21 protein-coding genes and 1 pseudogene are annotated in these 21,122 nt (G+C 37.9%); 9 read left to right on the forward strand and 13 right to left on the reverse strand.

Translation table 11 applies throughout. From position 1 onward, the window contains the following. Nucleotides 1-41 precede the first annotated feature (41 nt). Entirely contained in the window at nt 42-1,037 is a 996-nt protein-coding gene (locus CBG49_RS13590) for a sensor histidine kinase (RefSeq protein ID WP_088594896.1), read from the forward strand. Nucleotides 1,038-1,050: 13 nt separating this feature from the next. Here the strand turns inward: CBG49_RS13590 and CBG49_RS13595 are convergent, their stop codons facing one another. From CBG49_RS13595 to CBG49_RS13640, 10 genes are all read right to left on the reverse strand, one after another. Beyond that, entirely contained in the window at nt 1,051-1,443 is a 393-nt protein-coding gene (locus tag CBG49_RS13595) for a hypothetical protein (RefSeq protein WP_088594897.1), read from the reverse strand. Further along, nucleotides 1,440-1,886 (reverse strand): Panacea domain-containing protein, encoded by a 447-nt coding sequence (locus tag CBG49_RS13600; protein ID WP_088594898.1) that lies wholly within the window; start codon nt 1,884-1,886, stop codon nt 1,440-1,442. Before CBG49_RS13600 ends, CBG49_RS13595 begins: the two co-directional genes overlap by 4 nt. A gap of 113 nt (nt 1,887-1,999) precedes the next feature. Then, a complete protein-coding gene (locus CBG49_RS13605; RefSeq protein ID WP_088594899.1) occupies nt 2,000-2,581 on the reverse strand; it encodes a hypothetical protein in 582 nt (193 codons plus the stop codon). Nucleotides 2,582-2,583: 2 nt separating this feature from the next. Further along, nucleotides 2,584-3,207: a hypothetical protein gene (locus CBG49_RS13610; RefSeq protein ID WP_009750843.1), complete on the reverse strand. Its 624-nt coding sequence runs from the start codon at nt 3,205-3,207 to the stop codon at nt 2,584-2,586. Nucleotides 3,208-3,287: 80 nt separating this feature from the next. Further along, entirely contained in the window at nt 3,288-3,845 is a 558-nt protein-coding gene (locus tag CBG49_RS13615; protein WP_088594900.1) for a LemA family protein, read from the reverse strand. A gap of 66 nt (nt 3,846-3,911) precedes the next feature. Beyond that, nucleotides 3,912-5,471, reverse strand: coding sequence for a DUF3137 domain-containing protein (locus CBG49_RS13620; protein WP_088594901.1), 1,560 nt, complete (start codon nt 5,469-5,471; stop codon nt 3,912-3,914). Nucleotides 5,472-5,476: 5 nt separating this feature from the next. Then, nucleotides 5,477-6,091, reverse strand: a complete 615-nt coding sequence (locus tag CBG49_RS13625) for a hypothetical protein (RefSeq protein WP_088594902.1) — start codon at nt 6,089-6,091, stop codon at nt 5,477-5,479. Nucleotides 6,092-6,110: 19 nt separating this feature from the next. Next, nucleotides 6,111-6,578 carry a hypothetical protein gene (locus tag CBG49_RS13630; protein ID WP_088594903.1) on the reverse strand — a complete coding sequence of 156 codons (468 nt, stop codon included), beginning with the start codon at nt 6,576-6,578 and terminating at the stop codon, nt 6,111-6,113. A 301-nt stretch (nt 6,579-6,879) separates the two neighbouring features. Further along, nucleotides 6,880-7,617: a LytR/AlgR family response regulator transcription factor gene (locus CBG49_RS13635; protein WP_088594904.1), complete on the reverse strand. Its 738-nt coding sequence runs from the start codon at nt 7,615-7,617 to the stop codon at nt 6,880-6,882. A gap of 5 nt (nt 7,618-7,622) precedes the next feature. Then, on the reverse strand, nt 7,623-9,482 hold the full coding sequence (locus CBG49_RS13640) for a sensor histidine kinase (protein ID WP_088594905.1): 1,860 nt from the start codon (nt 9,480-9,482) through the stop codon (nt 7,623-7,625). Nucleotides 9,483-9,751: 269 nt separating this feature from the next. Here CBG49_RS13640 and CBG49_RS13645 point away from each other — a divergent pair, with 269 nt between their 5' ends. Further along, entirely contained in the window at nt 9,752-10,495 is a 744-nt protein-coding gene (locus CBG49_RS13645; protein WP_088594906.1) for a murein L,D-transpeptidase catalytic domain family protein, read from the forward strand. A 107-nt stretch (nt 10,496-10,602) separates the two neighbouring features. Here the strand turns inward: CBG49_RS13645 and hemA are convergent, their stop codons facing one another. Both hemA and CBG49_RS13655 read right to left on the reverse strand, forming a co-directional pair. After that, a complete protein-coding gene (gene hemA / locus CBG49_RS13650) occupies nt 10,603-11,853 on the reverse strand; it encodes a glutamyl-tRNA reductase (RefSeq protein ID WP_088594907.1) in 1,251 nt (416 codons plus the stop codon). A 152-nt stretch (nt 11,854-12,005) separates the two neighbouring features. Further along, a complete protein-coding gene (locus CBG49_RS13655) occupies nt 12,006-12,920 on the reverse strand; it encodes a dimethylarginine dimethylaminohydrolase family protein (RefSeq protein ID WP_088594908.1) in 915 nt (304 codons plus the stop codon). Nucleotides 12,921-13,113: 193 nt separating this feature from the next. Between CBG49_RS13655 and CBG49_RS13660 the strand changes: the two genes are divergently transcribed. From CBG49_RS13660 to CBG49_RS13675, 4 genes are all read left to right on the forward strand, one after another. Beyond that, nucleotides 13,114-14,460 (forward strand): cytochrome ubiquinol oxidase subunit I, encoded by a 1,347-nt coding sequence (locus tag CBG49_RS13660; protein WP_088594909.1) that lies wholly within the window; start codon nt 13,114-13,116, stop codon nt 14,458-14,460. Nucleotides 14,461-14,472: 12 nt separating this feature from the next. Further along, nucleotides 14,473-15,507 carry a cytochrome d ubiquinol oxidase subunit II gene (gene cydB / locus CBG49_RS13665; RefSeq protein ID WP_088594910.1) on the forward strand — a complete coding sequence of 345 codons (1,035 nt, stop codon included), beginning with the start codon at nt 14,473-14,475 and terminating at the stop codon, nt 15,505-15,507. 118 nt (nt 15,508-15,625) lie between these two features. Then, on the forward strand, nt 15,626-16,267 hold the full coding sequence (gene lolA1, locus CBG49_RS13670) for an outer membrane lipoprotein periplasmic chaperone LolA1 (protein ID WP_088594911.1): 642 nt from the start codon (nt 15,626-15,628) through the stop codon (nt 16,265-16,267). 36 nt (nt 16,268-16,303) lie between these two features. Next, entirely contained in the window at nt 16,304-17,830 is a 1,527-nt protein-coding gene (locus tag CBG49_RS13675; protein WP_088594912.1) for an LptF/LptG family permease, read from the forward strand. A gap of 83 nt (nt 17,831-17,913) precedes the next feature. Here CBG49_RS13675 and fmt read toward each other — a convergent pair whose 3' ends face one another. Next, nucleotides 17,914-18,840: a methionyl-tRNA formyltransferase gene (gene fmt / locus CBG49_RS13680; protein ID WP_088594913.1), complete on the reverse strand. Its 927-nt coding sequence runs from the start codon at nt 18,838-18,840 to the stop codon at nt 17,914-17,916. A gap of 460 nt (nt 18,841-19,300) precedes the next feature. Between fmt and rplU the strand changes: the two are divergent. The 3 genes and pseudogenes from rplU to CBG49_RS13695 all read left to right on the forward strand — a co-directional run. Then, nucleotides 19,301-19,606, forward strand: a pseudogene (gene rplU, locus CBG49_RS13685) (50S ribosomal protein L21); the annotation flags it as partial. Between the two features lie 34 nt (nt 19,607-19,640). Further along, the gene (gene rpmA, locus CBG49_RS13690; RefSeq protein WP_002679833.1) at nt 19,641-19,901 is read left to right on the forward strand and encodes a 50S ribosomal protein L27; all 261 of its coding nucleotides are present in this window, start codon (nt 19,641-19,643) and stop codon (nt 19,899-19,901) included. 131 nt (nt 19,902-20,032) lie between these two features. Further along, nucleotides 20,033-21,115, forward strand: a complete 1,083-nt coding sequence (locus CBG49_RS13695; protein ID WP_088594915.1) for a BT_3928 family protein — start codon at nt 20,033-20,035, stop codon at nt 21,113-21,115. Nucleotides 21,116-21,122: the final 7 nt, after the last annotated feature.

Below are 21,122 nucleotides of genomic sequence, written 5' to 3' on the forward strand. Positions count from 1 at the left end.
GATGAGGAAGATTCTTACCTCTTATCTCTTACCTAAATTAAATGAAACTTTTAACACACATAGCGTCTTGGGTAGTGGTTTGCATTTTGCCTGCCCTTATTTTTATCTCCGAAGGCAATCAACGCTTTGAGGAGGCTCTTTATCGTTCGCTTATATCATTGCCCTTTTTGATGTTTTTGTTTTACATCAGTTTCTATTGGCTTATTGATAAACTGTGGTTTAAAAAACGATATATACTTTTTATATGGGTGGCAGTGGCACTCATTTTATGTATTTCGTACAGCAAATACGAGCTTTTTTCGTACTTTGCCCTTCACAAGAATAAACACAAAATGCCACCTTTCCACGCTTTTGTCTATTTTGATTTCCTATCGAACCTCTTGCCGGTAGTCTTTGCAATGGCAATACGTTATGCACAGCGCAACTTTTCTTTAGAAATCGCTCAAAAAGAAGTAAAAGCTCAGAAGCTACAAGCCGACCTTACTCAATTGAGATACCAACTTCAACCGCATTTCTTTTTCAATGCGCTCAACAATATCTATTCGCTTATTGCTTTTGACCCTCAAAAGGCACAACAGAGTGTACACAGCCTTAGCAAACTGATGCGTCACTTTATGCAAAACAGCGACCAAAAGCAAATTAGCCTTGCAGAGGAAGTAGATTTCTTGCAACAGTACATCAGCTTAATGCAGTTGCGCCTCACCGATAAAACTACGGTAAGGGTAGATTTCCCAAAGCAACTCCCCCCTCTCACCATAGCGCCTTTGTTGTTTATCAGCTTGGTAGAAAACGCTTTTAAACACGGCGTATCGGCAACTGAGGCAACAGAATTGTCATTCAGTTTGAGAGTGGAAGAGAATAAGGTACTATTTAGAAGTGAGAATACGATTATCCCTACGAATGAAAGTTTGTATAGTTCGGGCATTGGCATTGATAATTTGAAGAAACGACTCAGATTGCTCTACCCCGAAAAACACCAGTACACCGTTGAAGAGAGAGATGGGAAATACATTGCTCAATTAACAATTAATAATTAACAAAAAAGCGATTTTAGTGATTGTAAACATCACCAAAATCAGCCTCTATAAATATTATATGGAATACATTTTCTTGTTGTAACCCTACAAAAACTTTATTGCCACCTATAGCGCGAAATACATCTAAATGAGTTACATCAGGAGTTATAAAATTAGGGCATTGGGGTTTGATATTTTTTACGGGTATTTTCTCCATTCCAAAACTATGTCGTTGTGATTTTCTAATTTCTTCCCATCCCAACTCACTGAGTTTTTGTAAACGCCCTATAAAATCTATGAAGAATTTAGTTTCTTTACAATCTTTGTAAGAAATATTAGTTTGTAAGTGCTTGAATGAAAACAATGGATATTGCTTTTTCTTCTCAACCTCTTCATTGATATCCAACTTTTTCAGTCTCTTTTTCATTCCCAGTTTACACGTGTTTTAAAGTAATTTAAAAGTTTTTCTTTGCTGATAACATTTCCTTTACCTATAGGAGTATTTTTCCAAGTAGGCTCATTATGAGTGCGATGCATCAATCCTACTGCCGAAAAATCATTATAGACATCAAACACCTCGTTTAGCAATTCTTTTTCCTCATCGGTAAATGGAGCTACACCTTCAGGAGTAACCTCTAAATTTCCTTTGCCAAACGAATTGAATTTGTAATATACTTGAGGCACTACAGGTCCGTATTGCCACGCTTCTATTTCTTCATCAAATAAAGGTTTATCAAATACGGCTAAATAATACCCCTGAAAATAATACAATAGTTTTTGGAGTTTTAAGTTGGTAATATTATCACTACTATCCGTATTATTTGCTTTATCAATAATCCAATTGGCTACTTGGGTTGCTGTATAACTCATTTTCTATATCATTAGTTAATCTTGTAAGGCAAAAGTACAACTTTTATAGCAAATCACAAAAAAACTGCTCAATATTAAATTACTGAGCAGTTTTTATAAATTATTTTTAGATACTAAATTGTCAAACCTTTGGTGGCTCTTACATTTTCGCCTTTAGCATCGGCTTTAAATTCAAAACTGAGATGCCCTTTATCACCTTTGCGTTCTCCGTAGTAGGAAGTAGCTGGGTGTATAGCATCTATTACAAAAGAAACTTCTACTGTACCATCTTCTTGAACTTCATAATTCAACTTATCCATACGGAAAGTATTGAACTTATTGTCTTTTTCTAGAATAAGGCTTTCAGCTTTCTTTATCAAATTAGGTACTATTAATAAATTAACCTCGCTCAAACTAATAGTGCGACCTTGCTTAGAAGACAAGCCTGTTTCACTTTCATTTACTTGGTCGTTATAGGTAACATAATTTGCATAGAAGTCTTTTTCACCTTTGTTGAACCTCACTGTGATGATATCTATCACACCTCGGTTAGTTCCAAACGAAACTTCTGTAATATTATTGTACTTAGCAAAGTTTTTTTGCAAAAGTTCTTGAGTTACTTTTAGTCCTTCGGGGCTGTTGAGGTTTGCTCCTTTATCGCCTGGCATACAAGCCACGAGTGTAAAAGCAAATAGTAAAGTGAATATCTTTTTCATAGTTAATCAGTTACTAAATCCCACTCACCATTTTCACCGCGGAAAATTCTCACTTCGTAGTAGTTAGTGATACGTTCTCTTCCTCGGCGATAAGAACTTTCACCTTTTTTAGTCATATCAATTTTGAAGACGGTTTTAAGTTTGCCGTTTTCTTTTTTCATAGAGATTTCGTTTATGTTGAAATCTTCATACTCGGCAGTTTCTTCTAAACCGCTAAAGAATTTAAGGCCGTCTTGTGCTTCGGATAGAAGTTTATCGAAAGGAATTTCGGATACTTTGAAACGTTCTTTATCCTTGTCTAAGCCTGCATTAGCTCTAATACTTGCTGTTTGGTCGGCTTCAGGGTCACCCAATTTAGAAGTGCTGTTGTAAGTTTGTTTCATATCTTTTTGAACAGCTGGATCGTAGTAGCTGGTAGCCACTTCATCAAATTTGCTATTCAAAGCTCCTTTAGTTTTGAGTTCTACCCAATTGAACTCTTTGTCGCCAAAAGGATCTTTGGTGAGTACCTCTTTGGCTTTGTCTATTCCTTCTTTACTGATGAGGTCATCTCCAAAAAGGGAACCTCCACAAGAGGTCATTACTAAGGCAACCATAGTGCCTACTAAAATACTAAGTTTTTTCATTGTATTACAATTTTTATTTGTTACTAATAATGGGGCAAAAATAGTAATTATTTGTAAATAAACAAAACTATTCGCTATTTTTAATTGGAAAATAATCCAGCGACATCCACATTTTGTCGTTGGGCTTCGGTGGCGTATTGCCATTCGTATTTTTTAAAGCCAAAGAGAGAAGCTATTACATTGGAGGGGAATACTACTATGCGGTCGTTGTAATCAGTAATGGAAGCACTGAGGTAACGACGACCCGCTGCCAATTGTTCTTCGCAATCACTGAGAGCGTGTTGCAGTTGCACAAACTGACTATTGGCTCTAAGTTCAGGATAAGCTTCGGCTTGTAGCATAATATTCCTGATAGTTGTGCTTGCTTCATCGGGTTGCAGATAAGGATTCTCGGCAAGTGTAGGTTGCACTGGGCGGCGCAATTCGGTGATTTGCCTGAGAGTGTCTTGCTCATAAGCCATATACTCTTTGGTAGTGGCAATGAGGTTGGGTATCAAATCAGAACGCTGTATAAACAAAGCGTCTAATGACGAAATGGCATTCTCTATCTGGTTGCGGCGTTTAGACAAACTGTTGAACGCTGCAATCACAAAAATTAATAGGAGTACTCCTACTGCGATTAAAATATAGGTTATCATAGGGGGGGGGTTAGGTTTCAGGGGTCAGGGGTTAGTATAAAGTTTTTATTTCCTATTCACTATTCACTACCCCCTATTTTCTATTGTGTCAAGCATTTGCAATTGTTCTATAAGTTCGCGGTATACACTTTCTACCATAGCGAGGTCTATCTTTTGGAAGAGCATCGCAGTAGGCGAATTATCGGTGCGCATTAGGGCATTGCCTTCATTGGTAGCGATAACAATATTGTACTTGTTGATCGCGATATACACTTGTCCTTTGTGACGTTCGTTCAGTTTTTTAAGGCGTTGCATAAAGGCTGGAGTAAGCACATAACGCGCTGTAATCTGGTCGTCACAATACACTTCAAACTGTTTTTGAAACTCGGGGTCTTCTAAGCGTATTTTTTCTCCACCGTGGTTGAGGTAAGTAGCTATTTCATTGTCTTTAAGGTCACTAAAGAAACCTTTTACGGGGTGGATTACAATAGGGTGTTCAAACTTTTTGGGAGAACGCGCTACAAAGTAATTACCGTAGAAAACTACATCATCACCTTCTTTTTCGTTGCGGAAATTAGGGCGAAATGTAACACTGAGATTGCTCGATTGGAAAGGCATTCCGTTGTAATGCCCTACGATTTGGTCACCTCCTTTAAGGGTATAACGTTCCGCTTTGAACAACAACGAATCTAAAAATTCGGCTATACCTATGTGTGCATTTTCGTAATAAGCAAACTGCGGACTGATATAATTCACTAATTTGCCAAAGATTTTCTTTTTCACTTGGGTATAATCACCGGCGCCAGAGAGTTGGTTTTGAGCGTATCGCTTGGAGAGCATACCCCACACATAACTTCCTACGGTGATGATACCTATTACGATAAAGATATTCACAGGATTGCTAAAACTCAATCTACCTGAAGCGACTAAGAAACCTATCAAACCTATTAATCCAAAGGCAAAAGCGAATTGCACATAAGTCATTTTTTTAGTAGTGGTACGCCCTTTTTCCATAGCAGCGAGTTCAGCACCAAATTCGTTTTCGGCAAAAGTGCGGAACTCTTCAACAGGTTTGAGCACAATTGTTTCTTGAGGGGCTGTTACTTGTGAAGTAGTTGTTTCGTCGCTGTAAAGCTCCTGCATTACAGTGTTGTAAGTAGCTAAATTTTGCGGCTGGTTGAGCACGCGTTTCAGCTCGGGAGCTGCATATTTAGCAATAGGCAACTCAAAGTTTTGCGTTCCTATAGATACGTATAAATAGGTAATAGGGTCTAACTGATACTTCACTTTTCCTAAAGGTATAGTAGTGAGGTAGGACTCTAATTCGCGATTGATGCGCACCTCCTGACCTTGTTGCAAAAGAGCGAAAAATTCATCTACTTTTTTAGCGCGGGTGAAGATAGTGCGGGTGCGCATTATAGGGTAGTAGAGTGAGAGCAAAATAGCAACGGGGAGGATATACTTGATATGAGGTGGGATACTATCGCTGCTACTAAGCGCCTTGCTGATAAAAGGCAAAGCAAAAACAGCGAGTAGTGTTATTACAATCACCACCAATGCAATTACGAGAATAAGGTTGCGAAGTGCGATTTTCTTTTCGCGTTCACATTCCTTTTGTACGAGTTCTTGGGCTTCTGTTAAATTCATTTTTATTAGTTTTCAAACACTTCAAACTTACCACCTTCTTCAGTTTTTAGAAGATGAACTCTGTAGTAATAACTCTCTGATTCACCCTTTTTGTTCATATCGATATAGATGGAATTTACTATATGATTGGGGAATTTGCTTCTTCTTTGTTTATCAATGATGATTTCGGAAACAGTAAAGTTATGAAAATCAGCAAAATCTTTGTTTTCTGCTAAAAATTTCTTTGCTTCTTGTATTTCAGTACCAATGCGAGCATAAGGTATATCCGCTGCTTTGAAGATAAACTCATCATCTTTGTCTTTTGGACGAGCTTGGGGTTCACCCACCGCTACTCCTTGGGCATCTACATGTTGAGAGAAAAATTGTTTGTCACCTGGGTTAAAATAACCAACCGAAATATCCTTAAACACATCGTTCATAGGACCTTCACTACCAAAATGTACTCTGGTAAACTCTTTATCGGCTAAAGGACTTTTCTCTAAAGCTGTTTTCAATGCACCGATAATATCTTTATCGGCAAAAGTTATTTTTTTATCCTCTTTTTTAGAGTTGTCATTACCACCACAAGCGGTAATCAAAAGGGCTATTACTGTCCCTACTACAAATACGATTTTTTTCATACGATATTTATATTTAAAATTAATTGTTTTTCTTCCACAAGGCTGAAATACCTACGTTTTGGTCTTTTTGTTGTACAGGGTATTTGCTGTTGATAGCGTCGAGGATATCGGTATCAAAATCTTGGTTGCTACCGTATATGGTTCTGATAATCCATTGCCCTATCCAGCCCCCTTCAGAGTAGAGCATTTTAAGCCAGCCCTTCATAGTACTGCGGTCAAAACCGAGGTAAGTATCCTCACGGCTCATATCATCGGTCATCGGAGCATATTTGGTGGTGATGAGCGTACGGTGATAAGCGTTTTTGGCTACAAAAATGCGATCTTCAGCATTACCAGTTCCAAAAAATTGAGCGGCTGCACTACCTTTTTTGAGAAATTTTACCTCATACCTGTTACCGAGCTTTTCTTTTAATAGCTCAAATAAGTCTTCTAAAGATACTTTTCCTTCGAGAAAAGTAATGGTGATGTTCTTGTCTAAGAGTCCCATAGATGTTACTTTTTTAATTTTTTTGTTATTTGTTTATAAATTTCACGTGGCAAAGTTAAGAATTTACCCCCCCCATTTGTTAAAACAAAGTTAAATTTTTGTTAAACTTTTATTTTTAAAAGATTTATAGATAAGGGTTAGCCTCAAAATCTATAAAGGAAGAGAAATTGAAAAAGGAGATATTTCTTGAGGCAAAAGTATGGGATATATAATTACAAAAAGAAGAATTTCAATATTCGCGCAGGTTGGGCAAATAAGTGCAGAGGCGATTTGAAAATTTGCTGATTTGAAAATTTGTCAATTAGTTTCTCAACAAAAAATCTTGTACATATTCGCGTTTGCGGTCAGATACGGGGAGCGTATGACCGGTAGTAAGTTCTAAGAGTCCATCTTTGTAGTACTTCTTTATATAGGTGCTATTCACTAAATACGACTGGTGGCAACGCACAAATTGAGTTTCGGGCAACAGCGATTTGTATTCTTTTAGCACTTTACTCACTACAATTTGCTGTTTATCGGCGAGGTAGAAGGTAGTATAGCCTTTATCACTTTGGCAATACACAATATCTTGTACGGGCACTATTTGTATGCAATCAGCTGTTTTGAGGGCGAGTTTGGTCACTTCTTTCTTTTCGGTGTAATACTGCATTGTCAATTGCATTTGGTGTTGGTTGAACTTGTATTGCTCTTGCTTTTGGTAACAGCGCAATAGGGTATCGTTTAGAGTAGTTTTGTCTATGGGTTTTAACAGATAGGCAAAAGCCCCTAAATTTAGGGCTTCCATAGCAAACTGATTGAAGGCGGTGATAAAGATAATCTGCAAACTATCAGTTTTTATCCGTGAAAAAAGTGTAAAACTATTGCCATCGGCAAGCTGAATATCCGAAAGGATGAGCTCGGGTTGCAAAACAGGAATTTCTTTTTCAGCTTTAACAATTTCGGAAGCATAGCCTACAATTTGCACAAACGGAAGTGCCTCAACTAAGGAGATGAGGTACTTTAAAATATTAGTTTCGTCTTCTAAAATATAAACTTTCATATCAGTTAAGAGGGTATTACTGGGATTACAATTATTACTCGGTATCCCATTTCGGGAGGGGACAAGGGAGCAGCTTCAAAATAAGCATTGCCTTTTTGTTGGGTGTTAAACAAAAGGTCTAAACGCTCTTGGGTAATCAGTTTAGAAAGCGATTTTTTATGAGGGTTAGATACCCCTTTGCCATTGCCATTATCAATAAGGATAAGATGCAGTTTGTTATCTTTTTCTTCTATAGTAAGCGTGAGTATTCCTTGGTAGTTGATATTTTTAAAGCCGTGTTCAATAGCATTTTCTACAAAAGGCTGAATGAGCATAGGCGGGAGCAAGTAGGCTTCGGTATCCAAATCGGTTTTCACGTGAAAAGTAAAACGGTTCTCATATCGCATTTGCTGAAGTTTTACATAAATTTCAATGGCTTCTATTTCCTCTTGTAAGGTGATAGTTTCTTCGCGGTTTAACTCCAATTGTTTTCTAATAAATTGAGAGAAAGCTACGAGGTAACTATTGGCGCGCTCAGTTTGCTGGTCGCCGATAAGTCCTTGCAGGTTAGCGATTGCATTGTATATAAAATGCGGATTTAGTTGTAATTGTCGGGTTTGTTGCTCCAAGAGCAATTGTTTGTTTTCAGCTTGGAGTTGTTTGTTTTTAGCTTTCAACAGCCTACGGTTGTAAAATAGGTAGAACAACACTAAAATTATCCCCAGAAAGAATACAATAGCTATAATAAGGAACTTCTGTTGAGAAATTCTCTTTTCACTCAGCTCATTATCCATTTTCAGTGCTTTGATTTGCAGGTCTTTTTTCTCGGTTTGGAACTGAGTGAGCAATTCGTTGTTTTTATCGGCTTGTATGGATTTTTCGCGAGCTGCAAATAGGGTGAGTACAGTATCGAGTGCGTAGTAAGCATTGCGGTAATCACCTTTCTTTTTATAAGCCTCGTTGAGAGCGCGATAGTAATTGAAACTATTTGCGGGGTCGGCACCGATAGCGCGATTCATTGCAATTGCCTCGCGCGAGTAGTAGATAGCCGAATCGTACTGTTTGTTTTGCAGAAAGGTACGCGACATATTGAGAAGCAACTGAGGGGAAAGGTTATGGCGTTTTTTTGCCACTTGAAAACTCTGTTGCATTATCGCCAGCGACTGTGCGTTTTTGCCTGTGAGTTTGTAGTATTCGGCTTCAAACTGACGCAAGCGATTGAGGGCTTCGGGCTCGTTCAATTTTTTGGCTAAAGGAGCTGCTAATGCGTAGTATTTTTCAAAATCATTGATGTTTTTCTCGCTGAGGGCAATCATACAACAGATATCGTAATACCGTTGTCGCACGCGGGGGTGCTGCTTGTAAGGGTGGTGGTCTATATACTGTTGTACGTATTTTTTGCTTTCGGTATAGTTACCAAAACTCAGTGCATTTAGGTAAGCATACTTAGCCAACTCGTCATATAATCTGTATACATTCCTGCAATGATGTTGTTCTGCTATTTGAGTTTGTTGCAAGAGTGCTTTTACTGTTTGGTGAGGCGCTAACGATTTGTACTCGTTTTTTGCCTGCAAGCTTTCCACAAAGTGCAAAACTGCCAATTCGTATTGATTATCTTTCAGTTGTACTGCATTTAAAGCATAAGCAATACTATCTTTTTTCTTTTCGGCTTTTAGCAAGCGTTCTTTGGTAAGCCAATAAGCAGGAGAGTTACCCCGCTGCTGAGATGAAAATGTTTCAGCTATAAATTGTTTGATTGTAGTGGGTTGTTGGTTTTCTTTCACCGTATCAAGCGACATTATAAAGCGCACTGTTTCAGCATCTGCTTTTTGGGCTAAAGCAGTGCTAAAACAAAAGAAGAAAAGAGCGATAAGCAGTATTCGCATAAAGTTGTTATTTTCAATCAGAAAGCAAAAGTAGTAATAATTTGCCAATTTACCAATTTGCTAATTTGCTAATTAGATTGGTATAATTCTTGCATCGTAGAGACAACTTCCTCTTATAAATGCTTGTAAAACCTACCACAAACCAGCTTACAACGTTAAATAATTGTTAAAATTGTGTGTAAATATACACAATATGAGAAAAATGTACTACTTTTGCGCCCAGCAATGATTTCTTAGTATTATTTAAAAAAAACACCCTTAACAACACTATGAACAAAAAGTACTTTTTTTTATTTCTTATCTTTGTTTTGAGTACATTTTTGTACTTTGCTAAAGCACAAACATACCTAAGTAAAGAACGCCAATTAGCTTTAAAGAAAGCAGAACTAAACATCAAAGATTTATACAGCGAGCTCAACGCTGCCCAATATGATCTCAGTTTTGAGGCCTTTCGCTATGCTTACATAGGCTATCAATCACTTAAAAAACAACACCGCTTAAACGATAAAGAACTCTTCTCAATTATTGATTTCACTAAAGATTGTAATTCTAAACGCTTTTATACCATTGATTTAGAAAAAATGAAAATCGTTTACTACACTTATGTAGCGCACGGTAAGAAAAGCGGCGAACGCTTGGCTACTTCTTTCTCGGATGTAGTGGAATCTAACAAAAGCAGCATTGGTTTTTATATCACTGGAGAAACTTATGAAGGTAGCAACGGTTATAGCCTAATGCTCTACGGTGATGAAAAAGGTTACAACAGCAATTTAGCAAAACGCGCTGTAGTAATTCACACTGCCGATTATGCTAACGAAAGCTATATCGCTCGCAACGGACGTATGGGTAGAAGTTTGGGTTGCCCTGTGTTGCCTCCTAACATCTACAAGCAAGTAATTAACACCATTAAAGATAAAACAATGATTTTTGCTTACTACAACGACGCTAAATACTTAAAAACTTCTAAATACTTAAATGTTTTAAAACTTATAGAAGACGACTCAGTGTTCTAAAAATTTAAAGATGAATTTTGAAAAAACATTTGAACCTAAAAAGAGAGGCTACCTAAATATAGGTAGCCTCTCTTGTTTATAATTCGCTATTATGTATATTTTCAATATTAAGCACTCACTTCTAATTGGAAGACTTCTTGTAACCAAGTGATACTTTCGTCGATAGACGATGTGTCCTTTAGGTGATTTACAAACTGAGTGGTAATTTTTTGAATAATGCGATTGCTAATGAGTTCAGCTTGTTCCTCGTTGAAATCGCTAATCTTCTTGCGATGAAAGTCCATTTCAGCATTTTTAAGACTTTCAAGTTTGGTTTTCAACGCTTTGATAGTAGGTGCAAATTTGCGATTGTCTACCCATTGAAAAAACTCTCCTTTTACCTCTTCTATAATTGCCAAAGCTTGTGGAATAGCTTCTTTACGGCGTTCTAAGGCTTCATCTTTGCGTTTAGAAAGTTCATCCATATGCAAAAGGGTTACATTAGGAAGTTGCGCAACCTCTTCCGCCACATTTTTAGGAATAGAAAGGTCTAAAATGAGGATAGGTTTATTGGGGTTGATAAATTTTTTGTGTACAGTAGGGGTAGCTGCTCCTGTAGCAACTACAAGTACATCAGCTTTGCTAATTTCGGTTTGCAAATCGGCAAAATCTCTCACTACTACATTAAATTTTCCTGCTACCTGCTCAGCTTTTTCACGTGTGCGGTTGATAAGGGTAATATGCTTGTTTTGAGTATGTTTAATAAGGTTTTCACAAGTGTTTCGCCCTATCTTACCTACTCCAAAGAGGAGAATATTTTTTTGTGATACTTCAGGCACATTTTGCATAATGTACTGTACCGCTGTGAACGACACTGAAGCCGCCCCCGAAGATAACGCTGTTTCATTTTTAATGCGTTTGCTGGCATTGATCACACAGTTCATCAACCGCTCTAAGAAAGCATTTGCCAATCCTTTGTCTCGTGAGAGCGCAAAGGCTTGTTTCATCTGCCCTATAATTTCAAAATCACCTAATATTTGGCTATCTAAACCTGTACCCACTCTAAAAAGGTGTTCTATTGCTTCTTTGTTTTTGTTTACATAGCCTACTTTTTGGAAATCGTCTACCGAGCCTTTGGCATATTTACATAATAATTGAATGAGTTGAAAGGGGTGTTCGGCATAGCCATAGAGTTCTGTGCGGTTACAAGTAGAAATAAGTAAAAACTCCTCAAAGCCTTCTTCTTTAGCTTGAGTGAGTAATTGGTCTTTATTTTCAGGGGTAAGACTAAACATCCCACGTATAGTTGCATCTGCTTTTTGGTAACTAAGCCCAATGCAGTAGAAAGATTTGTTCTTAGATATAGAATGTTGTGTCATAGCTTGTTAGTGATTGATACTACTAAATAGTTGTGTTTTGCAGGGGCAAAAATAAGAAGTTCGCTGTAAATAACACAAGATACAGCGAACTTTTATCATTAAAATACCTAAATATATAAGCAGTCTAAATAATTAGCTAATTTGCCAATTTGCTAATTTCGGTAAAGAGGTAGTGTAGAGCATCGCAACAATCCTTCTTGTTTGGCAATTTCGGCATAAGGGATTTCTTCAACAGTGAAGCCTTGTGAGCGCAACCATTGGTTTAGGCGGGTGAAATTCTTTTCGGAAACTACCACTTCTGGACTGATAGAGAATATATTACTGCACATATTGTACATTTCTTCGCGCTCTATATGGAAGAGGTTTTCCTTGCCAAAGAGGTCTACTAAATACTGATAATCAGCCTCACTTCGGAAGCCTCCTTTGTAAATAATCCCTTTGTTCTTACCTACGGGTTGGAAGCAGCAATCAAGGTGAAGAGCATTATCGCGTGCTTCAGTTTTTGATTTCAGCAAATCGAACTCTTTTACTTTTTTATGAGGGAAGAGCTGTTGGATAAAGGCTACACCAGCCATATTGGTACGAGCAGTTACTTGTTCTTTATAGTCAGCACCTTTATAAGTACCAATGAAAATATGGTCGTTCCAAGGCATTACATCGCCCCCTTCAATATGTACATCGGCGGGAGGTGTAATCACTTTTTCAGGAGGCATTTGAGCGACAATGTACTCAATCGCTTGAAATTCATCTTGCCTATCAGGCAAAATATTCGCTTTGATAAAAGTATCTTCAATCACAAAACCAATATCTCGAGTAAATATTTGGTTGCAATCGGTGATAATTTTGGGGCGATATACTTTTACATTGTATTTTTCAAGTACTGCACTGAAAGCGTCCATTTCAGCTACCATATCCTTTTCTATAGGGTAAGTACCTGCTTTGATGTGCTCTGCCGACTTAGGGTCGTAGGCTTCTTCGAGTTTAGGAGTAGGTCCATTGCTGGTAGCCGTACCTAAAATTACGGCTTCTAACCTATTGGTTTCGTTGGTGATGTGTAATTTTATCATACTGATATTGTCTTGTTTTGGGCAAAGATACAAATAATTTATCAATTTGCAAATTTCGTAATTTACTAATTTGCAAATCCACCAATTTAATTAGACACAATATAAATTAAAGTCATTTCTTTTACTTTTCTTTGCGAATTTCAATCACTTAGCGTATTTTTGTCGCATATTTTACTAATTAAATTACTCACGCATGGAAACAGAAATTTTAGCACGGGTGCAGTTTGCACTCACAATTGCGTTCCATTACATCTATCCGCCTTTAAGTATAGGGCTTGGACTGCTAATGGTTGTCTTTAAAGGCATCTATTTACGCACTGGTAAAAAAGAGTATGACACGCTCGCCCGCTTCTGGACGCGCATCTTCTCACTTACCTTTGGCTTAGGAGTCGCTACAGGGATTGTGATGGAATTTGAATTTGGCACTAACTGGGCTACCTATTCGCGCTATGTAGGTGATATTTTTGGTAGTGCCTTGGCAGCCGAAGGTGTTTTTGCCTTCGCCCTTGAAAGTACCTGTCTTGGTATTGTACTTTTTGGCTGGAACAAAGTGAAACCTAAATGGCATTTCTTGGCTACCCTTGGGGTATTCTTAGGCTCTATGTGTTCTGCTATTTGGATTGTGATTGCCAACAGCTGGCAACAAACCCCCGCAGGTTATGTAATTGCAGGTGAAGGTTTGCAAGCTAAAGCTGTCATTACCGATTTTTGGGCAATGGTATTCAACCCCTCAAGCGTAGACCGTATATGGCACGTGTGGCAAGGAGCTTTCTTGGCTGGTATCTTCTTGGTATTGAGTGTTCACGCTTGGTATTTACTCAAAGGTCGCCACGTTGAAATCTCTAAAAAAGCCTTTAAAGTAACCCTTATCATTGCTACTGTTGTGTGCTTGTTACAATTGGTTTCAGGACACAGCTCAGCTGATGGTGTAGCTAAAAACCAGCCTGAGAAATTAGCTGCTATGGAAGGACATTTCCAAACAGGTCCTGCCGATCTCTATCTCTTTGGTTGGGTGGATAAACAAAACGAGGTAACTCACGGAGTGAAAATCCCTAACGGACTTTCATATATGATTCATTACGACACAGCAGCTCCTGTAACAGGTCTCGACCAATATCTAGTAGAAGACCGCCCTGGGCAGGTGAACGCTGTATTCCAATTCTATCATATAATGGTAGCTATTGGTATGTTCCTCATCGCACTCACCCTCTATGCTTCTTTCCTATTATGGAGAGGCAAATTGTATGACAAACGCTGGCTTTTACATATTTTTGTATGGAGCGTACTCTTGCCACAAATAGGCAATCAAGTAGGTTGGTTTGCAGCCGAAATGGGTCGCCAGCCTTGGATAGTGTACAAACTCTTGCGCACCAGCGATGCGTTGTCTAAATCGGTGTCGGCGAACCAAATACTCTTCGCAATTATCTTATTTACCGTTATTTATATCATCCTCTTCGCTCTATTCATCTACTTGATGAACAAGAAAATTGTTCACGGCATTGATGAACACGAAACTCAAGAACAATTACAAACAGCATAACATTATACAGATATGGAAACATTTTTAGGAATCGACTACCCTACGTGGTGGTTCATCATTATAGGATTTTTGATTACAGGCTATGCTATTTTAGACGGCTTTGACTTCGGCGCTGGAGCGTGGCATTTGTGTTTCGACAAGAAAAAAGAACGCCGCGTAGCTCTAAACGCTATCGGACCAGTATGGGACGGCAATGAGGCGTGGTTAGTAATTGGAGGAGCTGGTATTTTCGCTGGTTTCCCACTAATGTATGCCGAATTGTTTTCGGCTATGAATACGCCTTTTATGCTATTTCTCACTTTTATTATCTTTAGAGCAGTAGCCATTGAGGTACGTGGCAAAGAGGACAACGACCGTTGGCGCAATACTTGGGATACCGTATATAGCGTGTGCAGCATTGTATTGCCTGTGCTCTTAGGCGTGGTGATTGCCAACGTATTACAAGGATTACCGTTAAATGAGAACTTTCAGTACACAGGAGGAGCTCTCTTTACATTCCTAACTCCTTATGCACTGCTTGTAGGCGTAATGACTTTGTTGCTTTTTATGGTACACGGAGGTTTGTATTTACTCATCAAAACTCATGGTGATATGCACCACCGCATCGAGAAACGCATCAATTATGCTTATCTCGCTTTTGTGGTAGTGTTCACAGCTGTAGCAATTTACAGTATGCTCACACCGCATTTAGCTGAGAACATCGCCAATAGCACCGCGCTAAAGGTATTCCCTACCCTATTGCTCCTCAGCATTTTGAGCATAGCATTCTTTATGAAGAAAAAGGACTATAAAAAGGCTTTTGTAGGCACAATACTCACCATCGCTTTCTTTATGGTAGTAGCCGCACTCAACTTGCACCCTACTTTTTTGAGAACTACTTTAGAAACAGGCAATAGTATCACGGTTTACAACGCTGCTGCTTCTCAAAAATCATTAGAGATTATGCTCACTATCACAGCGATAGGTGCACCTCTATTGCTTATCTACACTTATTTTGCTTACAAAGTATTCTGGGGCAAAGTAGAGATTGACGAAAATAGTTATTAATTAACAATTGATAAAACAATCAACAAAAGCCAAATAGCAAAAAGGCTATTTGGCTTTTACTTTGATTGGCACGAAAATTGCTTGTAATCTTGAACTAAAATCATTAAAAACACTGAAAATGAAAAGAATACTATTGGTTATTATCGCTCTGTGCAGCGTAACCATACAAGCCCAACAGGTTGATAAAGCTAAAAAACTATTAGATGAAGTATATGCTAAAATGGTGGCTTACAACAATATATATATAGATTTTAAATACAACCTCGATAATATTGCTGAAAATATCAATCAGGAAACTAAAGGTAATGTAACTATTGCCAAAGATAAGTATGTGTTAAACTATTTAGGAGCTACTAAAATATACGACGGCAGTAAAACTTATACTATTGTTCCTGAAAACGAAGAAATTACCATAGAAAAAAAAGCTTCCGACGACAGTACCATTACCCCCTCTAAAATGCTTACCTTCTACAAAAAAGGCTATAAGTACAAATGGGATATACAACAAAATGTACGTGGTCGCAAAATTCAATATGTAGAATTAAAACCTCAAAAAGCTAATAGCGAGGTAAAACAAATTCTATTAGGTATTGATATTCAAACCAAACACATCTACAATCTTATTGAAATAGGCAAAAACGGTACAAGAACAACTATTACAGTGAATACTTTCAAAACCAATCAGCCGTTATCAGCTAATATTTTCAAGTTTGACCGCGAAAAATATAAAAAAGACGGTTACACTATCACCGAAATGTAGTTAGTCGTTAGTTCGTTAGTCGTCAGCTTTAGTTGTATGAAAATCATAGATCGCTATATCATTACTCAGTTCCTCAAAAATTTCCTCGGGGCACTCTCTATCCTCATCCTCATCTTTGTATTCCACACTATTTTTACATACATCGATGAGCTGGCAGGACGTGGATTGGAACTTTGGATTATCTTTAAATTCCTCTTCTATTTCATCCCACAACTCATCCCTATCATTATGCCGCTGGCAGTAGTAATTGCTTCAATTATGACCTTTGGTTCTTTTGCCGAAAGTTATGAGTTCGCTGCGATGAAAGCCTCAGGTATTTCACTGATGCGTGTAATGCGACCACTGATTATCTTAATGGCATTGTTGAGTATAGGCACTTTCTTCTTGTCTAACAATGTAATTCCGGTAGCCTATCGCGAGGTGTATACCCTCAGGTCGAACATCGCCAAAGTAAAACCTGCAATGGCTATAGCCGAAGGGGTATTCTCTAATATAGGAGAAGATATTAGTATTAAAGTAGGTAAAAAAAGTGGTGATAACGACCAATTTTTAGAGAGTGTGCTCATTCACAAAAAAACACCCGATAGAGTGAACCGCACGGTTATCAATGCTAAACGCGGTGAATTGAAAAGTGCTAAATCTAATCCTAACTTCCTACAACTCATCTTAGAAGACGGTACTTATTACGAAGATATCAAAACCAATACCTACGAAACACAACAAAAAATGCCTTTTGCCAAAGTGCATTTCAAAAAATACGTAATCAATCTCGACCTTTCTCACCTAAACAATGTAGATTTTAACGAAAAAACTGATGCTACTACCTATAAAATGATGAATGTAGGTCAGTTGAATTACGCAATCGACTCGCTTCAATCTGATTTCAAACAAAACATCACCGATTACGGAAATAATATGTTTCGCCGTACGGGCTTTAGCACTGCCCCTCCTTCCCCACCGATACCTACTGATAGTTTGCCACAAAAGAAAAAAGCAGCAGCACCTATAGAGGTAAAATCGGTGGCGCAATTGCTAAAAATGCTCAACAACGGTGAGCAACAACGAGTGCTTGAGATGGCAATGAACAACAACCAAGCACAGTTAGACAATGTTGAGTTTCGCCAGAGCGACCTTGAGTATCGCTACAAACTGATGAACTTGCACATAATGAACCTCAGTGATAAGTTTGCGCTCACCATAGCTTGCTTTGTACTCTTTTTTGTAGCAGCACCTTTAGGCGCTTTTATCCGTAAAGGCGGTATAGGTTTACCCTTAGTTTTTGCGATGATTTTGTTCTTATCCTATTATTTTATAGGAATGTTTATGAAGAATATAGCCGAGAACAACACTATCAATCCTGCTTTAGCCCCGTGGATTCCCGCTTTGATATTAATGCCTTTGGGCGTATATCTCACCGCAAGAGTCGCTACCGACAAAGAAGTATTCCACTTTCCTCTTACTCACAAGCTGATTGTATGGACGAAGGATAAAATTAAAAAAGTAAAAGGTAATAAGGAGAAAGTAATTAAATCTCCCCAACCTACTAAACTGAATAATGAATAAAACGATTGTAAAAGAATAACAAAAAAAGACTTTGTAGCATTTTTGATGTTACAAAGTCTTTTTTATAACCTACTTTTCACTTTTCACTCTTCACTAAAAGAAAATCCATTGAGCAAATCGGCAGTTTTCATACGCTTTTTGGCGGGAAGCTGCAATTCTAAAAGCTGGATAAACCCATCTTTCACCGCTACGCGCAGTTGTTTCTTCTCTGCTAAAAGTTTTCCGATGGGTTCATTATGAGTTGCAGGCTCAAACACAGCATCATATACCTTGGTAGCAAGCATTTCCCCTTTGTGAGGAAACTCCGCCCAAGCAGTAGGATACGGACTCATTCCTCTAATAAGGCGTTCGATAGTCATCCCATCGTCTTCCCAATTGATTTTACAAGTCTCTTTATATATTTTAGGTGCTTCGGCAAAAGTAATCTCCTTGTTTTGCGGCTGAGTGGTACAAGTACCTGCAGCGATACTATCTACTGTTTTGAGTACCAAATCAGCCCCTTGCAACATTAGTTTATAGTGGAGTGTACCTGCTGTTTCGTGAACTTCAATAGGAGTAACAGCTTGAGCGATAATTGCACCTGTATCAATCTTTTCATCTATAAAGAAAGTAGTTACCCCCGTTTGTTTTTCACCATTGATAATCGCCCAGTTGATAGGAGCAGCCCCGCGATAATTAGGCAAGAGCGAAGCGTGGAGGTTGAAAGTACCGTATTTAGGCAATCGCCACACCACTTCAGGCAACATACGGAAAGCTACGACTATTTGTAAATCAGGTTGAAGGGCTTTAAGTTCAGTGAGGAAATTCTCATCTTTGAGTTTCAAAGGTTGAAGTACAGGTATGCCTTTGCTCTCGGCATAAACTTTCACTGGTGACTGATGCAATTTTTGTCCGCGACCAGAAGGTTTATCTGCAACAGTTACCACGCCTACTACGTTATAATTATTTTCTACTAAGGCTTTTAGGGACGCTAAAGCAAAATCGGGCGTTCCCATAAATACAATTCTCATTTTCTTCAATTAACAATTAACAATTGACAATTAACAAAGTCTTATCTTTTATCTTTTATCTCTCAGCTCTCAAATACTCATTTTCTTGTTTAAGCTGTGCAATGAGTTCATCTTTGGCTTTGATAAGTTGCTCGGTAATTTCGCGCAAAAGTATAAAATTTGATGCTAATAGTAAAGTTTTTTGAAGTAAAAGTTTTAATAGTTGTATCTAATTATGTAAAGCAATAAGTATTCACAAAGGCGCAATACCCCAAAAGTATTGCGCTTTTTTTGGTAGCAAGCAAAAACAACGAGCTCACAATAGTGAGCACCTCAGACAAGTCGAACTAGTCTGACTGGTCTGAATAACCAAACAAAACTACCTCCTATTTCCTTAAAAAATCTTCAAAAAATTTTGCCACGTAAAAAATAATTCGTAATTTTGCCGCCGATTTAAACAATAATTAAAAACGTTAAAGCTATGTATGCAATTGTAGAGATAGCAGGGCAACAATTTAAAGTAAGCAAAGACCAAAAAGTTTACGTGCACCGTTTGCCTAATGCAGAAGATGAAAAAGTTACTTTTTCTAACGTACTTCTCATTGATAATAACGGAGCTGTAACTGTAGGCGCCCCAGCTATAAACGGAGCTTCAGTAGAAGCTAAAGTTTTAAAACATTTGAAAGGAGACAAAGTGCTCGTTTTCAAAAAGAAAAGACGTAAAGGTTACAAAGTGAAGAACGGACACCGTCAGTATCTCACCCAGATTGTAATCGAGAACATTGTTGTAAAATAATTGTTAAACTTAAAAATTAAAGAAAATGGCTCACAAGAAAGGTGTCGGTAGTTCAAAGAACGGTAGAGAATCACACTCTAAACGCTTAGGCGTGAAAATTTTCGGTGGACAAGTTGCCATCGCTGGAAACATTATCGTTAGACAACGTGGAACTCAACACAATGCTGGCGAGAACGTGTATATTGGTAAAGACCATACTTTGCACGCTAAAATAGATGGTATCGTAAAATTCGAGAAAAAGAAAAACGATAAATCTTATGTTTCTGTTATTCCATTAGAAGCATAATTGTAAAATTTAAATTTAACTAAAAAGAGAGTTATTCATTTTAATGAGTAACTCTTCTTTTTTGTCTAAAAGATAAGGAGTTTGGCAAAGTTTTTGAGGCAAAACGAGTCAAAAAAATCAATTATAGCAATATGAAATATCTTGTGCAACTTTGCCGTATATTAGTAGGTGTTACTTTCATCATCAGTGGGATGATAAAACTTAACGACCCTATGGGATTTTCGTTTAAATTAGAAGATTATTTCGCTCCTGGTGTACTCAATTTACCTTTCCTCGTGCCTTATGCTTTAGCATTTGCTATCTTTGTGTGCATTTTTGAGGTAGTATTGGGTGTAACTCTATTAGTAGGCTATAAAAAAAAACTCACACTGTGGCTTTTGCTTGCTATGTTAGTATTCTTTGGCTTCCTTACCTTCTATTCGGCGTATTTTAACAAGGTAACCGATTGCGGTTGTTTTGGCGATGCTATTAAATTCACTCCTTGGCAATCGTTTACTAAAGATTTAGTGCTTTTAGCACTCACTTTGGTTGTTTTCTTCGGTCAGAAATATATTCATCCGCTTACAAAAGGCAAACTACCTTTGGTAGTAACTTGTCTCTCAGTGCTTTTCTGCATCATCTTCGTTTATTACGTGTACAACCACTTGCCAGTGAAGGACTTCCGCGTATACAAAATAGGTACTAACATCCCTAAGGGTATGGAATTACCTCCTAATGCAGTTACTTACTATTGGACTTTTAAAATAGACGGGCAAAACAAAGTGATTGAAACTAAGGACCCTTCTTTCCCGAAAATAGCGGGTGAGTACGTGAGTCTTACTTCTAAAACTGAAATGCCTCCTATCCACGATTTCTACATTCAGGATAAGGATAGAAGCACCGATTATTTAGAGGAATTCATCAATAAAGATAAACTTTTGATGGTGATTTCCTACCGCCTTGACCGCGCTAACCAAGAGGCTTTTAAAGCTATTAAAACCGTTACCGATAAAGCAATGAAAAACGGCTATACGGTAATAGGTCTCACTTCACAAATGGAAAAAGCACCTTATATCGTAAAGAAATACGAACTCAACTTCAACTTCTATTACAACGATGCTACCACACTAAAAACGATGATTCGCTCTAACCCAGGGCTTATTACCCTCTCCAAAGGAACCATCATCGATAAAAAACACTACAACGACAGTGAAAAATTATCAATTGATAATTAACAATTAA

Origin of the sequence: Capnocytophaga endodontalis (genome assembly GCF_002209445.1) — a bacterium.
GTDB classification, from domain to species: domain Bacteria; phylum Bacteroidota; class Bacteroidia; order Flavobacteriales; family Flavobacteriaceae; genus Capnocytophaga; species Capnocytophaga periodontitidis.

Coding starts and splice junctions, on each gene's coding strand:
- CBG49_RS13640 (WP_088594905.1), bottom strand. CDS start 9,482: ATGCGAATACTGCTTATCGCTCTTTTCTTCTTTTGTTTTAGCACTGCT.
- CBG49_RS13695 (WP_088594915.1), top strand. CDS start 20,033: ATGAAATATCTTGTGCAACTTTGCCGTATATTAGTAGGTGTTACTTTC.
- CBG49_RS13605 (WP_088594899.1), bottom strand. CDS start 2,581: ATGAAAAAGATATTCACTTTACTATTTGCTTTTACACTCGTGGCTTGT.
- CBG49_RS13595 (WP_088594897.1), bottom strand. CDS start 1,443: ATGAAAAAGAGACTGAAAAAGTTGGATATCAATGAAGAGGTTGAGAAG.
- CBG49_RS13615 (WP_088594900.1), bottom strand. CDS start 3,845: ATGATAACCTATATTTTAATCGCAGTAGGAGTACTCCTATTAATTTTT.
- cydB (WP_088594910.1), top strand. CDS start 14,473: ATGGAAACATTTTTAGGAATCGACTACCCTACGTGGTGGTTCATCATT.
- fmt (WP_088594913.1), bottom strand. CDS start 18,840: ATGAGAATTGTATTTATGGGAACGCCCGATTTTGCTTTAGCGTCCCTA.
- CBG49_RS13600 (WP_088594898.1), bottom strand. CDS start 1,886: ATGAGTTATACAGCAACCCAAGTAGCCAATTGGATTATTGATAAAGCA.
- CBG49_RS13620 (WP_088594901.1), bottom strand. CDS start 5,471: ATGAATTTAACAGAAGCCCAAGAACTCGTACAAAAGGAATGTGAACGC.
- CBG49_RS13675 (WP_088594912.1), top strand. CDS start 16,304: ATGAAAATCATAGATCGCTATATCATTACTCAGTTCCTCAAAAATTTC.
- CBG49_RS13655 (WP_088594908.1), bottom strand. CDS start 12,920: ATGATAAAATTACACATCACCAACGAAACCAATAGGTTAGAAGCCGTA.
- hemA (WP_088594907.1), bottom strand. CDS start 11,853: ATGACACAACATTCTATATCTAAGAACAAATCTTTCTACTGCATTGGG.
- lolA1 (WP_088594911.1), top strand. CDS start 15,626: ATGAAAAGAATACTATTGGTTATTATCGCTCTGTGCAGCGTAACCATA.
- CBG49_RS13610 (WP_009750843.1), bottom strand. CDS start 3,207: ATGAAAAAACTTAGTATTTTAGTAGGCACTATGGTTGCCTTAGTAATG.
- CBG49_RS13630 (WP_088594903.1), bottom strand. CDS start 6,578: ATGGGACTCTTAGACAAGAACATCACCATTACTTTTCTCGAAGGAAAA.
- CBG49_RS13645 (WP_088594906.1), top strand. CDS start 9,752: ATGAACAAAAAGTACTTTTTTTTATTTCTTATCTTTGTTTTGAGTACA.
- CBG49_RS13660 (WP_088594909.1), top strand. CDS start 13,114: ATGGAAACAGAAATTTTAGCACGGGTGCAGTTTGCACTCACAATTGCG.
- rpmA (WP_002679833.1), top strand. CDS start 19,641: ATGGCTCACAAGAAAGGTGTCGGTAGTTCAAAGAACGGTAGAGAATCA.
- CBG49_RS13635 (WP_088594904.1), bottom strand. CDS start 7,617: ATGAAAGTTTATATTTTAGAAGACGAAACTAATATTTTAAAGTACCTC.
- CBG49_RS13590 (WP_088594896.1), top strand. CDS start 42: ATGAAACTTTTAACACACATAGCGTCTTGGGTAGTGGTTTGCATTTTG.
- CBG49_RS13625 (WP_088594902.1), bottom strand. CDS start 6,091: ATGAAAAAAATCGTATTTGTAGTAGGGACAGTAATAGCCCTTTTGATT.